At 49.5% G+C, this 18,839-nt stretch carries 18 protein-coding genes; 13 read left to right on the top strand and 5 right to left on the bottom strand.

Annotation, left to right across the window (positions count from 1 at the left end):
• The first annotated feature begins 3 nt into the window (after positions 1–3).
• The 8 genes from rpsU to PGS38_RS01300 all read left to right on the top strand — a co-directional run bounded on the left by rpsU (position 4) and on the right by PGS38_RS01300 (position 7,080).
• Positions 4–180 (top strand): 30S ribosomal protein S21, encoded by a 177-nt coding sequence (gene rpsU / locus PGS38_RS01265; protein ID WP_004222305.1) that lies wholly within the window; start codon positions 4–6, stop codon positions 178–180.
• Between the two features lie 94 nt (positions 181–274).
• Complete coding sequence (cls, locus tag PGS38_RS01270) at positions 275–1,855, top strand: cardiolipin synthase (protein WP_119221538.1); 1,581 nt, start codon at positions 275–277, stop codon at positions 1,853–1,855.
• Positions 1,856–1,929: 74 nt separating this feature from the next.
• Positions 1,930–3,198 carry a D-alanyl-D-alanine carboxypeptidase family protein gene (locus PGS38_RS01275; protein ID WP_243038268.1) on the top strand — a complete coding sequence of 423 codons (1,269 nt, stop codon included), beginning with the start codon at positions 1,930–1,932 and terminating at the stop codon, positions 3,196–3,198.
• 33 nt (positions 3,199–3,231) lie between these two features.
• Positions 3,232–3,966, top strand: a complete 735-nt coding sequence (locus PGS38_RS01280) for a ribonuclease H1 domain-containing protein (protein ID WP_119188469.1) — start codon at positions 3,232–3,234, stop codon at positions 3,964–3,966.
• Between the two features lie 53 nt (positions 3,967–4,019).
• Positions 4,020–4,820, top strand: coding sequence for a metallophosphoesterase (locus PGS38_RS01285; RefSeq protein WP_270475770.1), 801 nt, complete (start codon positions 4,020–4,022; stop codon positions 4,818–4,820).
• Between the two features lie 15 nt (positions 4,821–4,835).
• Positions 4,836–5,657, top strand: coding sequence for a segregation and condensation protein A (locus PGS38_RS01290; RefSeq protein ID WP_022462320.1), 822 nt, complete (start codon positions 4,836–4,838; stop codon positions 5,655–5,657).
• Entirely contained in the window at positions 5,635–6,258 is a 624-nt protein-coding gene (gene scpB, locus PGS38_RS01295; protein ID WP_055226398.1) for an SMC-Scp complex subunit ScpB, read from the top strand. Before PGS38_RS01290 ends, scpB begins: the two co-directional genes overlap by 23 nt.
• A 33-nt stretch (positions 6,259–6,291) precedes the next feature.
• A complete protein-coding gene (locus PGS38_RS01300) occupies positions 6,292–7,080 on the top strand; it encodes a zinc dependent phospholipase C family protein (RefSeq protein ID WP_055226396.1) in 789 nt (262 codons plus the stop codon).
• A 99-nt stretch (positions 7,081–7,179) separates the two neighbouring features.
• On the opposite strand, the gene PGS38_RS01305 is transcribed toward PGS38_RS01300, so the two are convergent.
• The 4 genes from PGS38_RS01305 to PGS38_RS01320 form a co-directional block, all read right to left on the bottom strand.
• The gene (locus PGS38_RS01305; protein ID WP_179964625.1) at positions 7,180–9,054 is read right to left on the bottom strand and encodes an extracellular solute-binding protein; all 1,875 of its coding nucleotides are present in this window, start codon (positions 9,052–9,054) and stop codon (positions 7,180–7,182) included.
• Between the two features lie 23 nt (positions 9,055–9,077).
• Positions 9,078–9,920, bottom strand: a complete 843-nt coding sequence (locus PGS38_RS01310) for an ABC transporter permease (RefSeq protein WP_055226393.1) — start codon at positions 9,918–9,920, stop codon at positions 9,078–9,080.
• Positions 9,892–10,965, bottom strand: coding sequence for an ABC transporter ATP-binding protein (locus PGS38_RS01315; RefSeq protein ID WP_055226392.1), 1,074 nt, complete (start codon positions 10,963–10,965; stop codon positions 9,892–9,894). Before PGS38_RS01315 ends, PGS38_RS01310 begins: the two co-directional genes overlap by 29 nt.
• Positions 10,966–11,037: 72 nt before the next feature.
• Positions 11,038–11,577: a cupin domain-containing protein gene (locus PGS38_RS01320; protein WP_055226534.1), complete on the bottom strand. Its 540-nt coding sequence runs from the start codon at positions 11,575–11,577 to the stop codon at positions 11,038–11,040.
• 278 nt (positions 11,578–11,855) lie between these two features.
• Between PGS38_RS01320 and PGS38_RS01325 the strand changes: the two genes are divergently transcribed.
• Positions 11,856–13,091, top strand: a complete 1,236-nt coding sequence (locus PGS38_RS01325) for a D-alanyl-D-alanine carboxypeptidase family protein (RefSeq protein WP_226906314.1) — start codon at positions 11,856–11,858, stop codon at positions 13,089–13,091.
• Here PGS38_RS01325 and PGS38_RS01330 read toward each other — a convergent pair.
• Positions 13,076–14,458 carry an MATE family efflux transporter gene (locus tag PGS38_RS01330; RefSeq protein WP_055226390.1) on the bottom strand — a complete coding sequence of 461 codons (1,383 nt, stop codon included), beginning with the start codon at positions 14,456–14,458 and terminating at the stop codon, positions 13,076–13,078. The two genes, PGS38_RS01325 and PGS38_RS01330, sit on opposite strands and share 16 nt — an antisense overlap.
• Positions 14,459–14,726: 268 nt before the next feature.
• Here PGS38_RS01330 and PGS38_RS01335 point away from each other — a divergent pair, with 268 nt between their 5' ends.
• From PGS38_RS01335 to PGS38_RS01350, 4 genes are all read left to right on the top strand, one after another.
• Entirely contained in the window at positions 14,727–15,950 is a 1,224-nt protein-coding gene (locus tag PGS38_RS01335; protein WP_055226388.1) for a 6-phosphofructokinase, read from the top strand.
• Between the two features lie 270 nt (positions 15,951–16,220).
• Positions 16,221–17,654, top strand: a complete 1,434-nt coding sequence (locus PGS38_RS01340; RefSeq protein ID WP_022462330.1) for an acyl-CoA carboxylase subunit beta — start codon at positions 16,221–16,223, stop codon at positions 17,652–17,654.
• Positions 17,655–17,669: 15 nt separating this feature from the next.
• Positions 17,670–18,443: an OadG family protein gene (locus PGS38_RS01345; RefSeq protein ID WP_118659149.1), complete on the top strand. Its 774-nt coding sequence runs from the start codon at positions 17,670–17,672 to the stop codon at positions 18,441–18,443.
• Positions 18,444–18,457: 14 nt separating this feature from the next.
• Positions 18,458–18,835: a biotin/lipoyl-containing protein gene (locus PGS38_RS01350; protein WP_117509004.1), complete on the top strand. Its 378-nt coding sequence runs from the start codon at positions 18,458–18,460 to the stop codon at positions 18,833–18,835.
• Positions 18,836–18,839 lie beyond the last annotated feature (4 nt).

The following is an 18,839-nucleotide window of genomic DNA, read 5'->3' on the forward strand; positions in this document are numbered from 1 at the left end:
ACTATGTCAAATGTAATCGTTAAAGAAAACGAAACGTTGGACAGCGCTTTACGCAGATTTAAGCGTAGCTGTGCAAAAGCTGGCATTCAGCAGGAGATTCGTAAAAGAGAGCATTACGAGAAACCAAGTGTTCGTCGTAAAAAGAAATCTGAAGCTGCCAGAAAACGTAAGTATAATTAATGTGCAAAAAATCCCCGGCGATCTGTTTTGCCGGGGATTTTTATACTTGTAACTTAAAGTCGCAGGTTTTGACAAAACAGCAAGGCGGTGACAAATGAGAATTTTGTACAAAATAGCAAACAAGCTGTTTCGTATCGTGAAAAAGATTCTGAAGCTGCTTACCAGCCGTATGGTCATTATCGGTGTTGCACTTCTTCTGGAATTTTGCTGGCTGGCCGGAATTGTGATGCAGCTCAATGAAAAATCTGTCTACATCAACTATGCGGTCACGATCCTTTCCCTGATTGCAGTGCTTTCGATTATCAATAATCCGAAAATGAATCCCGGCTACAAACTGATGTGGGCAGTCTGTATCCTGGCGCTTCCGGTAACCGGAATCTGCCTGTACGGCATTCTCGGCCATTCCAGTGTGGCAAGAAAATTCCGTACACATTACGATACAGTTCTGCTTTCGCAGGGAGGCGTTCTTGGAGAGGAAGAAGAGACGCGTAAAAAGCTCGAGGAAGAAAATATCCTGGCAGCGGGGCAGTCTTCCTATCTGACCAATTATGCGCATTATCCTGTTTATGAAAACACAGAAACAGAGTATTACCCGCTGGGAGATGTATGGTTTGAGCACTTTATTGAGGAACTCAAAAAGGCAGAACACTACATTTTTATGGAATATTTCATCATCAGCGAGGGGTATCTGTGGGATACGGTGCTGGAGATTCTGAAGGAAAAAGCGGCCGCCGGTGTGGATGTGCGGCTGATTTACGATGATTTCGGCTGCGTGACGACGCTGCCGTATCAGTATTATAAATCGCTGCAGCAGATGGGCATCAAGTGTGCGGCGTTCAATCAGTTCCGACCGGTGCTGAATGTCATTTTAAATAACCGTGACCACCGGAAAATTGCCGTGATCGACGGTCATACGGCTTTCACGGGCGGCATTAATCTTGCGGACGAATACATTAACCGCAAGGAGCGGTTCGGCCACTGGAAGGATTCCGGAATCTGTCTGCATGGTGAGGCGGTATGGAGTTTTACGGTGATGTTTCTGCAGATGTGGAGCACAATCACCGGTATGGAATGCAATTTCGAATCATACCGGCCGGAGATCTATCACGAGGAAGCGTTTAAAAAAGACGGTTTTGTGCAGCCGTACGGCGATTCCCCGCTGGATGGAGAGACAGTAGGCGAGCATGTTTATCTGAACATTATTTCACAGGCGAAAAAATATCTTTATATTTTTACTCCGTATCTGATTCCGGACAACGAGACGCTGACCGCTCTCTGCATGGCGGCAAAGCGCGGAGTCGATGTGCGGATTGTAACGCCGGGCATCCCGGATAAGAAGATTGTCTATATTCTGACGCAGGCCAATTACGAGATCCTGCTGGAATCCGGCGTTCAGATTTACCAGTATACGCCAGGCTTTATCCATTCCAAGAGCTTTGTCTGTGATGATGAAGTTGCGACGGTCGGAACGATCAACATGGATTACCGGAGCATGTACCTGCATTTTGAGTGCGGTGTCTGGATGTACGGCAGCAGTGCGGTTGCCCAGGTAAAAGAGGATGCGCTGATCACGTTTGAACAGTGTGAGCAGATCAATATGGACTACTGTCGAAAGAAAAATTTTGCAGTCCGTGCACTCCGCGGTGCGCTGAAGTTTCTGGCACCGCTGCTGTAAACGGAACAGACAGCATAGTTCTGCGGTCGTCTGCATAGCCTGTAGGGAAGAAAGAGCAGATGTTTCGGGGGAATATGAAGAGAAGAACACGAAATATCGTCTGGAGCCTGCTGATGATCCTGGCGCTTCTTGCAGCGCCCTTGAAAGTGACTGCGGCAGAGCAGAATGGAGAATCTTCCGACAAGCAGCAGAACGAAACAACGGAACAGAAAACAGAAGAGACGGAGGAGACAGCACCGGAGATAACAACGGACCTTGGGCTGGCTTCGCCGTCTGTTCTTTTGATGGAGGCACAGACCGGAACTGTTCTGTACGAGAAAAATGCGTCGGAACAGCGAAGCCCGGCGAGCATCACAAAAATCATGACGCTGCTGCTGATTTTTGAAGAGCTCGAAAAAGGGACGCTCCAGCTGACCGACGAAGTGACGACGAGTGCGCACGCCAGAAGTATGGGCGGGTCCCAGGTTTTTCTGGAAGAGGGCGAAAAGCAGACCGTTGAGACGATGATCAAGTGTATTGTCGTTGCTTCGGGAAACGATGCATCTGTAGCGATGGCAGAGCATATTGCGGGGACAGAAAGCGAGTTTGTCAGCCGGATGAACCAGAAAGCAAAAGAACTCGGCATGAACGACACGAAGTTTGAGGACTGCTGCGGTCTTACGGATTCCGACGGCCATTACACGACAGCGGCAGATGTGGCGAAAATGTCTCGGGAGCTGATCGAGCGCTTTCCGCAGATCCTGAACTATTCCTCTATCTGGATGGAAGAGATTACGCATGTCACACAGAAGGGAAGCAAACCATTCACCCTCACCAATACAAATAAGCTGATCCGCGGCTATGAGGGCTGTGTGGGACTGAAAACAGGAAGCACCTCGAAGGCGAAGTACTGCGTCTCGGCAGTGGCGAAGAAAAATGATCTGACGATGCTGGCAGTCGTGATGGGAGCACCGGACTACAAGGTGCGGTTTGCAGATGCAGCGTCACTGTTCCAGTATGGGTTTTCGTCCTGTAGCATCTACATAGACCGGGAACGCGATCCCCTGCCGGAACTTTCGGTTGTTTACGGAAAGCAGGATACGGCAGAACTGGAATATGCGGAAGAATTCCGCTATCTTACGACGGGCGGGACGGTGATTGGTGAAGTGGAAAAAACGATGGAACTGCCGGAAGAGGTGCAGGCCCCTATCCAGAAAGGCGAGTGTGCCGGAAGAGTTGTTTACAAAGCAGACGGTGAGGAACTTGGTTCCGTTGCGATTTTATATGGAGCAGACGTGGCAAGAGCCGGCATGTGGGACCTGTTCGGATGTACGATGAAACAATATTTTCTTGGGACGGCATAAAGCCGGAGTATCATGCGCGAAAAGGAGAAAAACATGGCAAAGAAAAATTACTATGCGGTAAAACAGGGAAAGGTTCCGGGCATCTACCGGACATGGGATGCGTGCAAAGCGCAGGTACACGGTTATCCTGGCGCAATTTACAAGGGATTTGAGCGTCTGGAGGAGGCAGAGGCCTTTCTGGGCGGCGGTAAAATGCTGGAACCATTGCTGCGGGAAACAATCGGAACGTATTTCGCTGCCCCGGAACGAAAGGCAGTACAGAGCACGGCAGCACCCGATCCTTCTTCTTGGGACTGGGAACACCTGATTCTGGCGGAAAAACCATGCGAAGACCCGGAATACGCCGGTGTCGGCAGGAGCGCCGTCGCATACGTGGATGGAAGCTATCAGCATGCGCTCGGAAAGTTCTCCTGCGGTGTGGTCCTCTTCCTGGACGGAAAAGAGCTGAATCTTGCAGAAGACTACAGCGACCCGGATCTCGTCTCCATGCGGAATGTAGCAGGCGAGATCAAGGGCGCAGAGCTGGCCATGGCTTACTGCCTGACACATGATATTCCGGAGCTGGCCATCTATCACGATTACCAGGGAATCGCAAGCTGGTGTACGAGAGAATGGCAGGCGAAAAAACAGGGAACCATCGATTACCGGAATTTTTACGATCTGGCATCGGCCAAAGTTGCGATCCGCTTCTGCAAAGTAAAGGGCCACACCGGCGTCACCTACAACGAAAAAGCCGATCAGCTGGCAAAACAGGCACTGGGCTTATAAACAGCAGGGAAAACGGGTTGTCATACACCGAAAAATCAAGTATAATGAACGGTATGAGAAAATTTACAACGACCTATTACAAACTTTCGTCAAACGGAAAATTTCTGGAAGGAAACGGTTTTCGTCTGGCGTTTATCAGTGATCTTCACAATATGGAGTTTGGCCCGGACAACACGGTGTTAAAGGCAGTCATCGATGAGGCGGCTCCGGATCTTGTCATCATCGGCGGGGACCAGATTGTGGCAAAGCCGGGGGAGAACCTCGACCCGGGTCTGAGTTTCGCGGAACGTCTTGCGGAGGAATACCAGGTAATCTATGGCTGCGGAAACCACGAATACCGTCTGAAGCTGTATCCGGAACAGTACGGTGATCTGTATGAAAAGCTCCGGGAGCGCCTGAAAAAGGCAGGAATCTGCTATCTGGAAAATGAGACGGCGGATCTTACCATCAGCGGCTGTCCGGTCCGGATCTACGGCTATGCCATGGACCGCACCTATTACAACCGCTTTTACCGCGGACCGCTGCCGGTTTCGGAACTGACAGACCACCTTGGAAAACCGGATCCGGCGCGCTACGGCATTCTGCTGGCGCATCACCCTGCCTACCTCAGCTCCTATGCATCATATGGAGCCGATCTGACGCTTTCCGGCCATTATCACGGCGGCGTGGTGGGCCTTGGCGCGCACCGGGGGCTTGTGACACCGGATTTCCGCCTTTTTTCGAAAAACTGCCGCGGGCTGTTCCTGACGGGCGGCACCTGCCAGATCATCAGTGCAGGAACGGGCGAACACACCATTCCGGTCCGCATCTGGAACAGAAGAGAATTGATTATTACAGATATCGGGAAACCGTAAGGGAGAACAGAGCACATGGCGATACCAGTAAAGCTTCCGGTGTTTGAAGGACCGCTGGACCTTCTTCTTCACCTGATCGATAAAAATAAAATAGATATTTACGATATCCCCATTGTAGAGATTACGGACCAGTATCTGGAATACATTCATCAGATGGAGCGGGAAGACCTCGACATCATGAGTGAGTTCATGGTCATGGCGGCGACGCTTCTGGATATCAAATGCCGCATGCTGCTTCCGAAAGAAGTGAATGAGGAAGGCGAGGAAGAGGACCCGAGAGCCGAGCTGGTGCAGCAGCTTTTAGAGTACAAAATGTACAAGTACATGTCGTACGAGCTGCGTGACCGCATGAACGAGGCGAGCCGTTCCGTGTACAAGGAACCGACGCTTCCAAGAGAAGTGCTGGAGTACAGGACGCCGGTCGACACCTCCGAGCTCCTCTCGCAGATTTCTCTCGCGAAGCTCCATACGATCTATAAAATGATTTTAAAGCGCCAGGAGGACAAGATCGACCCGATCCGAAGCAAGTTCGGAAAGATCGAAAAAGAAGAGGTCAGCCTGCCGGACAAGATGACGTATGTCGAGCAGTTTGCTGTTAAAAAACGCCGCTTCAGCTTCCGCGACCTTTTGGAATCCCAGCCGGGCAAGGTGCATGTGATTGTCACCTTCCTTGCAATCCTGGAGCTGATGAAAACCGGCAAAATCCGGATCAGCCAGGAGGAGCTTTTCGGGGATATCCTGATTGAATCCCTGGAGGATGAAGACACCGTAGTTGTGCCGTATACAGACGAGACAGACAGTGAGGACAAGACAGATGGAAGAACAGAACAGGAATAAAGAAACTGCCCTGGGTGAGGCAAGACGCCCCTCTTCGGTCGAGGAGGCGGAAGCGGCCATCGAGGCAGTCCTTTTTGCGATGGGAGATTCCGTGGAGCTGGGAAGGATTGCAAAAGCGATCGGCCATGACACGGAGACGACCCGCAGGATTCTGAACCATATGATGGAAAAATATAATACGAAAGACCGCGGCATCCACATCGTGGAGCTTGAAAATGCGTATCAGATGTGCACGAAACAGGAATATTATGATTATCTTGTCAACATCGCCATGCAGCCGAAGAAGGCGGTTCTGACCGACGTCATGATGGAGACTCTCTCGATCATTGCCTACAAGCAGCCGGTCACGAAGCAGGAGATCGACAAGATCCGCGGCGTCAAGAGCGATCACGCGGTCAACAAACTGGTGGAGTACAATCTGGTGCAGGAGCTTGGCCGCCTCGACGCGCCGGGCCGCCCGATTGTGTTCGGCACGACCGAAGAATTCCTGCGGAACTTCGGCGTCGATTCCACCGACAATCTGCCGGAGATCAGTCCGGTCAAGATGGAGGACTTCCGCGCAGAAGTGGAAGAGGAAATGCAGATCAAGCTGGATGTCTGATCCGGCAGGAGAAAAAAGAAGGGAGATACCGATATGCCTACTACGTACGCACACGACAGGTTCGGAAGAGAAGTCTATGAACAGCTTCCGGCAAATTTGAAAAAGATCATTCGAGAAAACAAAAAATTGTATCTGATCGGACTGCACGGGCCGGATATCTTCTTTTATTACCATCCGTTCTCGAAAAACCGTGTGTCTGATTACGGAACGCTTCTGCATGAGCAGACGGCTTCCGTTCTGTTCGAGGATGAGGTGAAAAAGTATCAGCAGAGCCCGTCAGAGGCGATGGAAGCGTATCTGTTAGGCTTTGCCTGCCATTACCTTCTCGATTCGACGTGTCATCCGTATATCGGGAAATTTGTGGATCACACTGGAATTTCCCATGCAAAGATTGAGACGAGCCTTGACCAGTACTTCATGCTGGAGGACGGCCTCGATCCGCTCGTATACCGTCCGGCATCGCCGATCTGCCCGCACACCGACGGCAACAAGGTCATCCACCGCTGTTTTCCGGAAATCGGGGAAACAGAAATTGTCGAATGCCTGAAGGGCATGAAGCTCTGGACGAGAATCACGATCTGCCGCAGCAGTGCGGTAAGAAGCCTTCTTCTTGGAGCGATGAAACTGGTCGGCTGCTATGATTCGATGGGCGGCCGTGTGATGCCTGGAAGGCCTCAGAAGGAATGCGAAGCGGGCACACGGAATCTTGTCCACCTGTACGAAAGAGCGCTTGCAGAGGCGCCGCAGGAACTTGTAAAGCTGGATGAAGTGCTCCATGGAAACGGAACGCTTTCCCCGCGCTTTGACCACAATTTTGATTAAAACAGACTTTTGAGAGCAACAGTAAGAATAGAAAAATCCCGGCAGGAATCTTTCCTAAGAATTCCTGACCGGGATCTTTTTTTGTCCGAAAGCAGATCTTTAATTTGATTTTACTTCACGCCACAGCTGGTTGTAAACCTCATCGGCATCATCGCCAAGATACGTAAAGGTTTCGCACCGTGCAAGCGTTTCCTCATCCGGGAAGGCGATTTCACTGTTTCGGATATCGTCATCCTCAATCAGTTCACGCGCCGCATCATTCGGCGTAGAGTAGGTAATATACTCAAAGTTTTTCAGTGCGATGTCCGGCCGGCAGAGGAAATTCAGGAATTTCTCTGCGTTCTCGACATGCTGCGCATCTTTTGGAATGCACCAGGAATCGATCCAGACGTTGGAGCCTTCTTTTGGAACAACGTATTCCAGATCCGGGTTTTCACGCTTCGTGTAGATAGCTTCACCGGAGTAAATAACGCCGATAGCCGCCTCATTTCCGATCATCTTGTCACGCACCTGATCCACAACGTACGCCTGCACGAGAGGTTTCTGTGTCACAAGCAGATCCTTCGCCTCCGTCAGCTCCTTGATATTGGTGGAGTTTAAGGAGTATCCCAGATCCTTTAAAGCAACAGCAAACGCATCGCGCACGCTGTCCTGCATCAGAATGCTGTCGCGGTAATTGGTATCCCACAGAACAGACCAGGAGTCGATCGGCTCGCTTACCATTTTTTTGTTGTACAGAATACCAACTGTTCCCCAGCAGTACGGGATCGAGTAGAGATTGCCCGGGTCGAACTGCTCGGAAGTCTCGTAGTACATATCTCCAATGTTGGAAGCGTTCGGAATATGGTCAAAGTTGATCGGCTGCAGCAGATCGTTCTGGATCATCTTCTGAATCATATAGTCGGACGGGCAGACAAGATCGTAGGAAATCGCACCGGATTTGATCTTCGGATACATGATTTCGTTCGTCTCATACTCCTCGTAAACAACGTGGATACCGGTTTCTTCCTCAAAGATATCGATGACATCAGAATCCATATATTCGCCCCAATTGTACACAATCAGCTGCTGGGAGCCGCCGGCTGAAGCATTCTGGCTTCCGTAGTAAATACCGCCGCCGCCGATGACAAGCACCATGGCGATCGGAAGAATCCGGCGGAAGACCACACGTTTCGTGATGCGGAAACGGATGCCCTTCTTCGCCATAGCCTCGCGCTCTTTTGCCTCCTCTTTTTCTTCCTTCGGAGAAGGATTCACATTCACAAGGAGCAGCAGAAGCAGTACGGTGACAAAAAGAATTGTGGAGAGCGAGTACATCTCCGGCTTGATTCCCTTGCGGACTTCGGCATAAATCTTTGTGGAGAGCGTATCAACGCCCGGTCCCTTGGTGAAGTAGGTGATAACGAAATCATCGAGGGACATGGTAAAGGAGAGCAGAAAGCCTGAAACAACACCCGGCATGATGTCCGGGAAGATGACTTTCCAAAACGCGTACAGAGGGGAAGCGCCAAGGTCGAGGGCTGCCTCGTACGTTGATTTGTTCGTCTGCTTTAATTTCGGCATAACGCTCAAAATAACATAAGGAACATTGAACGTGATATGCGCCATCAGAATCGTGCCGAATCCAAGCTGAATGCGGCAGATGATAAAGAGCAGCATCAGCGAGATTCCCATAACGATCTCACCGTTCAGCATCGGGATGTTCGTAATACCCATGAAAAGCGTCCGGCTTTTTTTTGACATGCTGTTGATGCCGATGCACGCAAGCGTTCCAAGGATGGTTGCAATCGCAGAGGCAAGAAGCGCAATGATTAACGTTGTATACAGCGCGTTCATGATCTCTGTATTGGCAAACAGTGAACGGTACCAGTGCAGCGTAAAGCCGCCCCATTTGGCACGCGTTTTTGATGCATTAAAGGAGAGCACCACAAGGGTGACAATCGGCGCATACAGAAGAATAAAGATGAGCGCCATGTAAATTTTTTCCAGTTTCTTTCTCAAAATGCCGTTCCCTCCCCGTCTTTATCGTATTTGTTCATCAGAACCATCGACAGGATGATGAAGATCATCAGGACTGTGGAGAGTGCACTTCCGGCATTCCAGTTGTTGGTCTGTTTGAACTCCTGCTCGATGACGTTTCCGATCAGAAGGATCTTGCTTCCGCCGAGCAGGTCGGAAATAACAAAGGTTGTAAGCGCCGGGATGAATACCATGGTAATACCGCTTACGATACCCGGCGTGGTGAGTGGCAGCGTTACTTTCAGAAACGTCTGCACACTGTTTGCTCCGAGGTCCCTTGCTGCGTTGATGACATCACGGTCGATCTTAATCAGAACATTGTAGATCGGCAGAACCATAAACGGCAGGAAGTTGTACACCATACCGAGAATGATCGCTCCCGGTGTGTTGATGATGGAAATGCCGGGCAGATGGAAAAACGAGAGAATGCTGTTGATGACGCCGTTTTTCTCAAGCAGTGTCTGCCATGCAAGCGTACGGAGCAGAAAGTTCATCCACATCGGGAGAATGAAGATCAGCACAATAAAGCTGGTCTGGTTGACATTCCGGTTTGCCAGAATCATGGCAAGCGGATAGGCAAGGACAAGACAGAGTACTGTGCTAAGGAGTGAGAGCCACAGAGCCAGGCCAAGTGCCTTGATGTTTTCCTTCGTTGCAACGTAGGCAAAATTCGAAAGGGTAAAGCCGCCTTCTTCCCCGGTGAACGCATAGTAGAGAATCAGGATCAGCGGGATGATGATGAAACCAACAGCCCAGACGGCATAAGGTGCTGCCAGCCATTTCTTTAATTTATTACTCTTCAATGGCTGCCGCCTCCTCATCTTCGGATTCCGGTTTGTTCATGATCTGGATATCAAATGGATCGACATGGATGCCGACTTCCTGTCCGACCGGGAACAGATCGGTAGAGTGAACGAGAAGCTCAAAACCGTTCACCGTAACCTCCATCTCATAGTGAACACCTTTGAAAATCAGATGGGTGACACGTCCGCGGATGGTACCTTCCTCCGGTTTCACAAGATCAATATCCTCCGGGCGGATCACAACGTCGACCGGTTTGTTTTTGCCGAATCCGACATCAACGCACTCGAACTTCGCACCGAGAATCTCGACGAGACGGTCCTCAATCATGATGCCGTCGAGAATGTTGCTGTCACCGATGAAGTCTGCAACGAATGCGTTCTGCGGTTCATTGTAGATGTCTTCCGGTGTGCCGATCTGCTGGATATAACCCTGGTTCATGACAACGATCGTGTCCGACATGGTAAGCGCCTCTTCCTGATCGTGGGTGACATAGACAAAGGTGATGCCAAGTTCGTTTTTCAGACGGATCAACTCGTACTGCATGTCCTGGCGGAGCTTTAAGTCAAGTGCGCCGAGCGGCTCATCCAGAAGGAGAACTTTCGGTTCGTTGACAATCGCGCGCGCAATGGCGATTCGCTGCTGCTGGCCGCCGGAGAGAAGCGCCGGGGAGCGGTTTTCGTAACCCTCAAGGTTAACAAGTTTTAATGCGTATTTGATTTTGTCATTGATATATGCTTTGGATTTTCCTTTGATTTTCAGCCCGAAAGCAATGTTTTCCGCAATTGTCATATGCGTGAAAAGAGCATATTTCTGGAACACCGTGTTTAGCTGGCGTTTGTTTGGCGGAAGCTGGGTGATATCCTGTCCGTTAAATAAAACCTTTCCGGTATCCGGTGTCTCAAAACCGCCGAGGATACGTAATGTAGTTGTTTTTCCGCAGCCGCTCGGGCCAAGGAGGGTAAGAAATTCGTTTTCACGGATATAAAGATTCAGATCATCCAGAATGGTAACTCCGTCGTACGATTTTGTGATGTTGACCAGATCAAGTAATTTGGTACTCATGTGTAATATGCTCCTTTCGGGTTGTGAAATTTGGAACACCGTTTCTCGTGAAAATCACGCGGTGTAAAAAATCTAAAAATAAGGCGGTGAACTGACCCAGAGAATGATGGCCGGCGTTTTACCCGGATTTTCCAGATAGTGATTACAGGAAGCGGGATAGTAGAAGCTTTCCCCTTTCTTCACTTTGTGGCATTCATCTCCAAGATGAAGGAGAATACGGCCGGAAAGTACATAGCCGAATTCCTCGCCTTCATGCGGTGAATCAATCTCGGTGCACGCGCCGCTTTGCAGCGTCAGCCGGATTGGCTCCATCCTGTTTTTCTGTGCATTCGGAACGATCCATGCGATCTCGTTGCCCTGCGCTTCAGCGGTCTTTACAAAGTAATCTTCTTCGCAAAAGACAACCTGATTGTCCTGCTCTTCGCCGAAAAACGTTTTTAGATCCGTTCCAAGGCAGGTAAGAACATCAACCAGCGTGGCGATCGAGGGAGAGGTCACATCGTTTTCAAGCTGGGAAATAAATCCCTTTGACAGCTCGCTCCGATCTGCCAGTTCCTCCTGCGTCAGCCCTTTCCACATCCGCAGTTCCCTGATTTTTTTTCCGATTTCCATAAAAAATCCTTTCTGCATCCAAAGTCTTTCCCGGGATCCTTTTGCTGAATACGGATTCTCAGGAAATCTCAGTAAAAATAAACAAAAAGTTTAGTAATTCTATACAAACATGGGGAATTATACATGATATGGATCGCAGTGTCAATAACTTTGTGAAATTTTACCATGATTTTACAGGAAACCTCATATAATGAAGAAGAAGCAGACAAAAAGCCGGTCCCAAAAGAGCGTCCGGCTTTTCCGTTTTTAAAGAGAAAAAACACAAGGGGGATCTGATTTTGAACAGAAAAAGAAGAAACAAGACAGGTTTTTTCCTGGGAATCCTGCTTCTGTTTTTGGGAAGTGTGTCCGTGACTGCGACAGAGCAGGAGAGCGAGCCGAATCAGCTGTTTGCAACGGCGGCATGCCTGATGGATGGCGATACCGGCCGTGTGCTGTTCGGAAAACGCGAGACAGATCCTATGGCAATGGCGAGCACAACGAAAATCATGACATGCATTCTGGCACTGGAAAACGGACAAGAGCAGACGGTCGCAACTGCATCGGCTAAAGCAGCCGCAGCGCCGAAAGTACATCTCGGTGTGAGGGAGGGAGAACAGTTTCTGCTTGGCGATCTTCTGTATTCCCTGATGCTGGAATCGCATAACGACGCGGCGGTAATGATTGCAGAGACCATCGGCGGAAGTGTAGAGGAATTTGCATCGCTTATGAATGAAAAAGCCGCAGCAATCGGCTGCACAGATACGCATTTTGTGACGCCGAACGGTCTCGATGCTTCTGACGCAGGCGGAGATCACCACACGACAGCAGCTGATCTGGCACGGATCATGCGATACTGTGTCTGGATTTCACCGAAAGCCGCCCAGTTTCTCGCAGTGACGCAGACGCGGTCCTATACCTTCTGGGATCTGGAAAAGAAAAACATGTTCAACTGCTATAATCACAACGCACTGCTGGATCAGATGGATGGAGCTGTTTCGGGAAAAACCGGCTTCACGGCAAAAGCCGGTTACTGTTATACCGGTGCGCTGGAGCGGGATGGAAAGCGTCTGATTGTGTCGTTGCTTGCGTGCGGATGGCCCAGCCATAAAAACTATAAATGGGCGGATGCCGCAAAGCTTTTAAACTACGGGCTGGAATCGTATATGTATCGTGACGTGCTGGACCATAGCTGGAACCCAGGGCAGATTGAAGTAGCAGACGGTGTTTACGACGGGATGCTGCAGGTAAAAAGCAGCGCCCGCCTTACCCTTACAAGCCCGGCGCTTGATCCGGCGCGCTCGCTTCCCGCTCTTCTGAAAGAGACAGAAATACCGGAAAAAGACATTTTTTTACCGGAGCTTTTGAAAGCCCCGGTAAAGAAAGGAGAAAAGGTCGGTTCGGTTACGTATTCGATCGACGGGATTCTTCTCGCGGAATATCCCGTCTATGCAGCCGAAACGATCGAGAAAATTGATTATGGGTGGTGCATGGAAAAGGTCGCAGAGCGCCTCTTTTGTCATTCTTCGGTATGAGTCACTTTTGCAAGTGTTTCTGTTGAAAGAATTTTCCGGATATTGCAGAGAAACAGCGTAACGGCAGTGATAACAGAACATACATCAGCGATCGGTTCTGCATAGTAAACGCCCATGACACCGAAGAAATGCGGCAGAATGAGTGCAAGCGGAATCAGAAGGATGACTTTTCGAAGCAGTGCAATAAAAAGAGAAATCTTCGCCTGGCCAAGACCGAGGAAGGAACTCTGTACGCCGCTCTGCAGTCCGAAAATTGCCATGCCGGCAATGTAAACCGGAAGTACCTTCTCTACGATGACAATCAGTTCCGGGTCAGTCGTGAAAAGACCGGCAAAAAGAGCCGGACGAAGCATTGCGAATACAACGTAGACGAAAGCGGCAGTAAAAGTAATGGCGATCATGCGCCGGATTGTCTGGCGGACACGGTCAAACTGGCCTGCACCAAAGTTGTAGCTGATGATCGGCTGTACACCGTTCGTAAAGCCGTTGACCGGTACGAAAATCAGCTGCAGCACCGACTGGAGAATTGTCATCGAGCCGACATAGAGGTCGCCGCCGTACGTCTGTAGCCCGTGGTTCATGACGATTGTGATGGCACTTTCCGTTGCAGACATGATAAATGGTGAGATGCCGAGTGCCATGACAGAGCCTAAAATGGAAAAATCCGGTTTCATGGTGCGAAGAGAAAGGCGGACACCTGATTTTTTTGAGGTAAGAAACCGAAGAACCCATGCAGCACTTAAAGCCTGGGAGAGAATGGTAGCAAGTGCGGCCCCGGAAACACCCATATGAAGAACGAAGATGAAAACCGGGTCAAGACCAATGTTGATAACAGCGCCAATGAGAACGGAGCACATGGCCGTGCGTGCGTGTCCCTGACAGCTGATAAAAGTATTCAATCCGACAGCCAGCTCGACAAATACGGTTCCGACAAGATAAATGGAAATATACGTGGAAGCGTATCGGATTGTGTTACTGCTTGCACCAAAAAGGTACAGAAGCGGTGTCTGAAAGAAAAAGAAAAACGCCATCAGACACACGGAGAAAAAGAGCAGCAGGGAAGTGGAGCTTCCAAGAATTTTTTCTGCGCGGTCCCGGTTTTTCTGTCCGAGTGCGATGGCGGCAAGAGGAGCACCGCCTCCACTTGCGAATCCGGCAAAGGCGGAGATGATTGTGATAATCGGAAACGTGACGCCGACACCGGTCAGTGCCAGGGAACCAACATCAGGAATCCGGCCGATATAAATGCGGTCTACAATGTTATATAGTACATTTACAATCTGTGCGAGGACAGAGGGAAGGGCCAGTTCGAGCATCAGTTTCCCGATTTTTTCGGTGCCGAGACGGCCATCTTGCTTGGTCTGCATGAAAAAAACCTCCAGTTTTTTTGTTGATGAAACGTATATTTTTCTGCGTCCTTTTCGTGGACATTGCTTCTATTATAGCTTTTTAAGGGCAATCCTGCAAGAAAAAAACGAAAAACTTTGCAATCCGTTGTGAAAGTCTACAGGCTTTTCCCGGAAACGCAAAACAGGGTGTACGGAAGAAAAAAAATATGGTACGCTATAGGACGAAGCGAAAGTGATTTCGTGAAAAACTTTTAGAAAGTAGTGGGAATAGATGGAGGAAAATCATATGCGAAATCTGTTAGTAGCGCAGTCTGGCGGACCGACCGCGGCGATCAATGCAACGGTGGCAGGAGTTGTTTCCTGTGCTGTACTGTCCGGAAAAGTAGATCATATTTATGGTGCGGTAAATGGAATTGAAGGCGTGCTTGCAGAAAAATTTCTTGATCTTGGAAAAAAACTGGATTCAGCAGAAAAAATCTCTCTTCTGATGCAGACCCCGGCAGCAGCGCTTGGCTCCTGTCGTTATAAACTGGGCGATCCGGAAGAAAACAAGGAGGATTTTGAAGAAATACTTCAAATTTTTCGCAGACATGAGATCCGTTATTTTATTTATATCGGCGGAAATGATTCGATGGATACCGTAGACAAGATGTCAAAGTACTGCAAAGAAAACGGTGTGGACGATGTGTTTGTTGTCGGGGCGCCAAAGACGATTGACAATGATCTTGTCGAAACGGATCACTGCCCGGGCTTTGGATCTGCGGCAAAATATCTGGCAGCAACCTTTGCAGAGCTGGAGAGAGACTGCCATGTATATGAAAAGAAGGCTGTGACCATCGTGGAGGTCATGGGAAGAAACGCAGGATGGCTGACGGCAGCGTCTGCACTGTCCCGTGTCAACGGCGGAGAAGGGCCGAGCCTGATCTATCTTTGCGAGCCGGTCTTTGACACCGAACAGTTTTTAAAGGATGTGCAGGAAAAACTGGAACAGAAGGACAGTGTTCTGGTTGCAATCAGCGAGGGCATCCATGACAGCGAGGGCCGCTATGTTTCTGAGCAGGTGCAGAGCGATGCACAGGATCAGTTTGGGCACAGCTACATTGCAGGTTCTGCAAAAGTACTCGAAGAGCTGGTGCGTGACCGTATCGGCTGTAAGGTAAGATCGATTGAACTGAACCTGATGCAGCGGTGCGCGGCTCATCTTGCGAGTGCGACCGATCTTGAGGAGTCCCGTATGCTCGGCATGAAAGCCTGCCAGTGTGCACTGGAAAAACAGGGAGGACAGATGGCATCGATCCGAAGAATCTCCGCGGATCCTTACCGCGTGGAGTATACCTCCGTTCCGGTATCGGAAGTGGCAAATAAAGAAAAGAAAGTGCCGCTTTCCTGGATTACAGAAGATGGTCATGATGTGACCGAGGAGATGATGGCGTATCTTCGTCCGCTGATTCTTGGCGAACCGGCGATGCAGTATGAGAATGGAATTCCGGTTCACATTGAACTATATTAAACCGAAGGAAAAACGTGTAAGAAAAGCCGCCGCCGGGCGGCTTTTTTGTACGATGCGGAAAGAAAACAGGACTTTTTGAAAAAGGAAAGGCCGGGAAAAATCAAGTTTGACCTTCCATTTATAATAGGAAAAATCTGAAATTTTTCTGTCTATTTTCTGTCAAAAAGGTGAGAAAAAGTATTGAAAAAAAACGAAAAAACAGATATGATAGACTTGTATAAAATTTGTTTAAAATTTTATAATGAAAATAGAAAGATGGAGGTTTGAAGAATGAGTAACACAGCACAAAGTTTAGCGAGCACAAGAATCGCCTCTTTGCTGGATGAAAACAGCTTTGTGGAAATCGGCGGACAGGTTACTGCCAGAAGCACAGATTTCAACATGGCCGGCATGGAGACACCATCCGATGGTGTAATTACTGGTTACGGTGTGATCAACGGCAGCCTGGTATACGTATACAGCCAGGATGCGTCTGTGATGGGCGGTACCATCGGCGAAATGCATGCAAAAAAAATCGCGAGACTGTATGAGTTTGCACAGAAAACAGGTGCTCCGGTCATCGGACTGGTAGACTGTGCCGGTATGCGTCTGCAGGAGGCAACTGATGCTCTGAACGGTTTCGGCGAAATCTATATGGCGCAGGCAATGGCATCCGGCGTGATTCCACAGATCACAGCAGTATTTGGTACCTGCGGCGGCGGTATGGCACTCATCCCGGCTATGACAGACTTCACGTTCATGGAGTCTAAAAACGGAAAACTTTTCGTAAACTCCCCGAACGCACTGGACGGAAACCACGTATCCAAATGTGATACCGCATCCGCAGATTTCCAGGGCGAAGAAGCAGGTCTTGTTGACTTTGCTGGAACCGAGGAAGAAATCCTCGGACAGATCAGAAACCTGGTATCTATGCTTCCGGCAAACAACGAGGACGAAGCATACACCGAGTGCGAGGATGATCTGAACCGTGCATGTGCAGACCTTGCAAACTGCGCAGGCGATACCGGAATCCTTCTTTCCCAGCTCAGCGACAACGGCATCTATTTTGAGACCAAAGCCGCTTACGGAAAAGATGTTGTAACCGCATTCATCCAGTTAAACGGAGCAACCGTAGGAGCAGTTGCAAACCGCTCTGAAATCTACGGCGAGGACGGAACTGTAAAAGAGAAAATGGATGGAACCTTAAGCGCAAGAGGGGCCAAAAAAGCAGCAGATTTCGTAAACTTCTGCGATGCTTTCTGCATCCCGGTACTTACCATCACAAACGTAACCGGATTCAAGGCAACCAAATGCTCTGAGAGAACCATGGCTAAGAACGCAGCAGCCCTGACCGCAGCTTTCGCAAACGCAACCGTTCCGAAAGTAAACGTTGTTGTCGGCAAAGCATACGGAAGCGCATACGTTGTCATGAACAGCAAATCCATCGGAGCAGACATGGTATTTGCATGGCCGAACGCAGAAATCGGAATGATGGATGCAAAATCTGCAGCAAAGATCATGTACGAAGGATCTGACGCTGCTACCATCAACGAGAAAGCAGCTGAATATGCAACCCTTCAGAACAATGTAACTTCCGCAGCCAGAAGAGGCTATGTGGACACCATCATCGAGCCGGAAGACACCAGAAAATATGTTATCGGCGCATTCGAGATGCTGTATACCAAGAGAGAAGACAGACCGGACAGAAAACACGGAACAGTCTAAGGAAGGTGGCATACGATGAGAAAGAACTGGAAAAAATTAGTAAGTCTCGTCCTTACCGCAGCCTGCACCATGGTTGTGACCGTAGCTCCTGTTTTTGCGGATGCGGCATCTACACCGGCTTATTCACCGGTTGAGGCATCTACGGTAGATTCTCTGCTCTCCTCCAGTGTTCAGTGGGTAGGACAGAGCCTGATGACCTACAGCGATGACGATCTTGCCAATATGGAAGCTTCCGACCAGCAGTTCTATGCAAGAGCAGCTGAGGCATGGGAAGAGGCAAAGGCTGACCTCGGAGAGGTAAAAAGCCTGGAAGACGGTACTCTCGAAGTAGACGGAGATTTTGTAACCTGCACAATTCCGGGTGAATTTGAAAAAAATCCTGGTATTGTCCGCGTATTCTGGAACATCAGCACCGGAACACCAGTTCCGACCGACCTCACCATCACCGTTGAGGAGTCAAAGGGCGTTCTGATCGGCCAGGCCGGCATGAACACCATCATCGGAATCGGTACCGTATTTGTTATGCTGATTTTCCTGATTTTCGTTATTTCTTCGTTTGATTACATTTTGGGAGACAAGAAGAAGAAAAAAGCACCGGCAGCACCTGTACAGGAAGCACCAAAGGCTGTCGCAGCACCGGTTGTTGAAGAGACAGCACCGGAAGCAGACGATATGGAGCTGCAGGCTGTTATTACAGCTGCAATCGCCATGTATGAAGAAGATATGGCTTCTGCATCCGGAGATGCTTATGTTGCACGTCCGATCCGCAGAAAAGGCAAAAGAGCTTAAGGAGGAAATTTTCAATGAAAAACTACACCATTACCGTAAACGGAAATGTATATAACGTAACTGTAGAAGAAGGAACCACAGCAGGCGCAGCTCCAGTTGTCAGCGCAGCAAAAGCAGCACCGGCACCAAAAGCAGCACCGGCAGCACCGAAAGCAGCAGCTCCGGCAGGCGCAGCAGGCAGCGTAGAGGTTACTGCTTCTGTACCTGGTAAAATCTGCAAAATCGAAGCAGCAGCAGGCACCGCTGTAAAAGCAGGAGATGCTGTTCTTGTACTGGAAGCCATGAAGATGGAAATCCCGGTTGTAGCACCGCAGGATGGCACAGTAGCAACCATCAATGTAGCAGTAGGCGATGCAGTAGAATCCGGTGACGTTCTTGCAACCATGAACTAATGCC

The organism is Fusicatenibacter saccharivorans (assembly GCF_027667425.1).
In the GTDB taxonomy this organism is placed as follows: Bacteria; Bacillota; Clostridia; order Lachnospirales; family Lachnospiraceae; genus Fusicatenibacter; species Fusicatenibacter saccharivorans.

Coding starts and splice junctions, on each gene's coding strand:
- rpsU (WP_004222305.1), top strand. CDS start 4: ATGTCAAATGTAATCGTTAAAGAAAACGAAACGTTGGACAGCGCTTTA.
- cls (WP_119221538.1), top strand. CDS start 275: ATGAGAATTTTGTACAAAATAGCAAACAAGCTGTTTCGTATCGTGAAA.
- PGS38_RS01275 (WP_243038268.1), top strand. CDS start 1,930: ATGAAGAGAAGAACACGAAATATCGTCTGGAGCCTGCTGATGATCCTG.
- PGS38_RS01280 (WP_119188469.1), top strand. CDS start 3,232: ATGGCAAAGAAAAATTACTATGCGGTAAAACAGGGAAAGGTTCCGGGC.
- PGS38_RS01285 (WP_270475770.1), top strand. CDS start 4,020: ATGAGAAAATTTACAACGACCTATTACAAACTTTCGTCAAACGGAAAA.
- PGS38_RS01290 (WP_022462320.1), top strand. CDS start 4,836: ATGGCGATACCAGTAAAGCTTCCGGTGTTTGAAGGACCGCTGGACCTT.
- scpB (WP_055226398.1), top strand. CDS start 5,635: ATGGAAGAACAGAACAGGAATAAAGAAACTGCCCTGGGTGAGGCAAGA.
- PGS38_RS01300 (WP_055226396.1), top strand. CDS start 6,292: ATGCCTACTACGTACGCACACGACAGGTTCGGAAGAGAAGTCTATGAA.
- PGS38_RS01305 (WP_179964625.1), bottom strand. CDS start 9,054: ATGGCGCTCATCTTTATTCTTCTGTATGCGCCGATTGTCACCCTTGTG.
- PGS38_RS01310 (WP_055226393.1), bottom strand. CDS start 9,920: ATGAGGAGGCGGCAGCCATTGAAGAGTAATAAATTAAAGAAATGGCTG.
- PGS38_RS01315 (WP_055226392.1), bottom strand. CDS start 10,965: ATGAGTACCAAATTACTTGATCTGGTCAACATCACAAAATCGTACGAC.
- PGS38_RS01320 (WP_055226534.1), bottom strand. CDS start 11,577: ATGGAAATCGGAAAAAAAATCAGGGAACTGCGGATGTGGAAAGGGCTG.
- PGS38_RS01330 (WP_055226390.1), bottom strand. CDS start 14,458: ATGCAGACCAAGCAAGATGGCCGTCTCGGCACCGAAAAAATCGGGAAA.
- PGS38_RS01335 (WP_055226388.1), top strand. CDS start 14,727: ATGCGAAATCTGTTAGTAGCGCAGTCTGGCGGACCGACCGCGGCGATC.
- PGS38_RS01340 (WP_022462330.1), top strand. CDS start 16,221: ATGAGTAACACAGCACAAAGTTTAGCGAGCACAAGAATCGCCTCTTTG.
- PGS38_RS01345 (WP_118659149.1), top strand. CDS start 17,670: ATGAGAAAGAACTGGAAAAAATTAGTAAGTCTCGTCCTTACCGCAGCC.
- PGS38_RS01350 (WP_117509004.1), top strand. CDS start 18,458: ATGAAAAACTACACCATTACCGTAAACGGAAATGTATATAACGTAACT.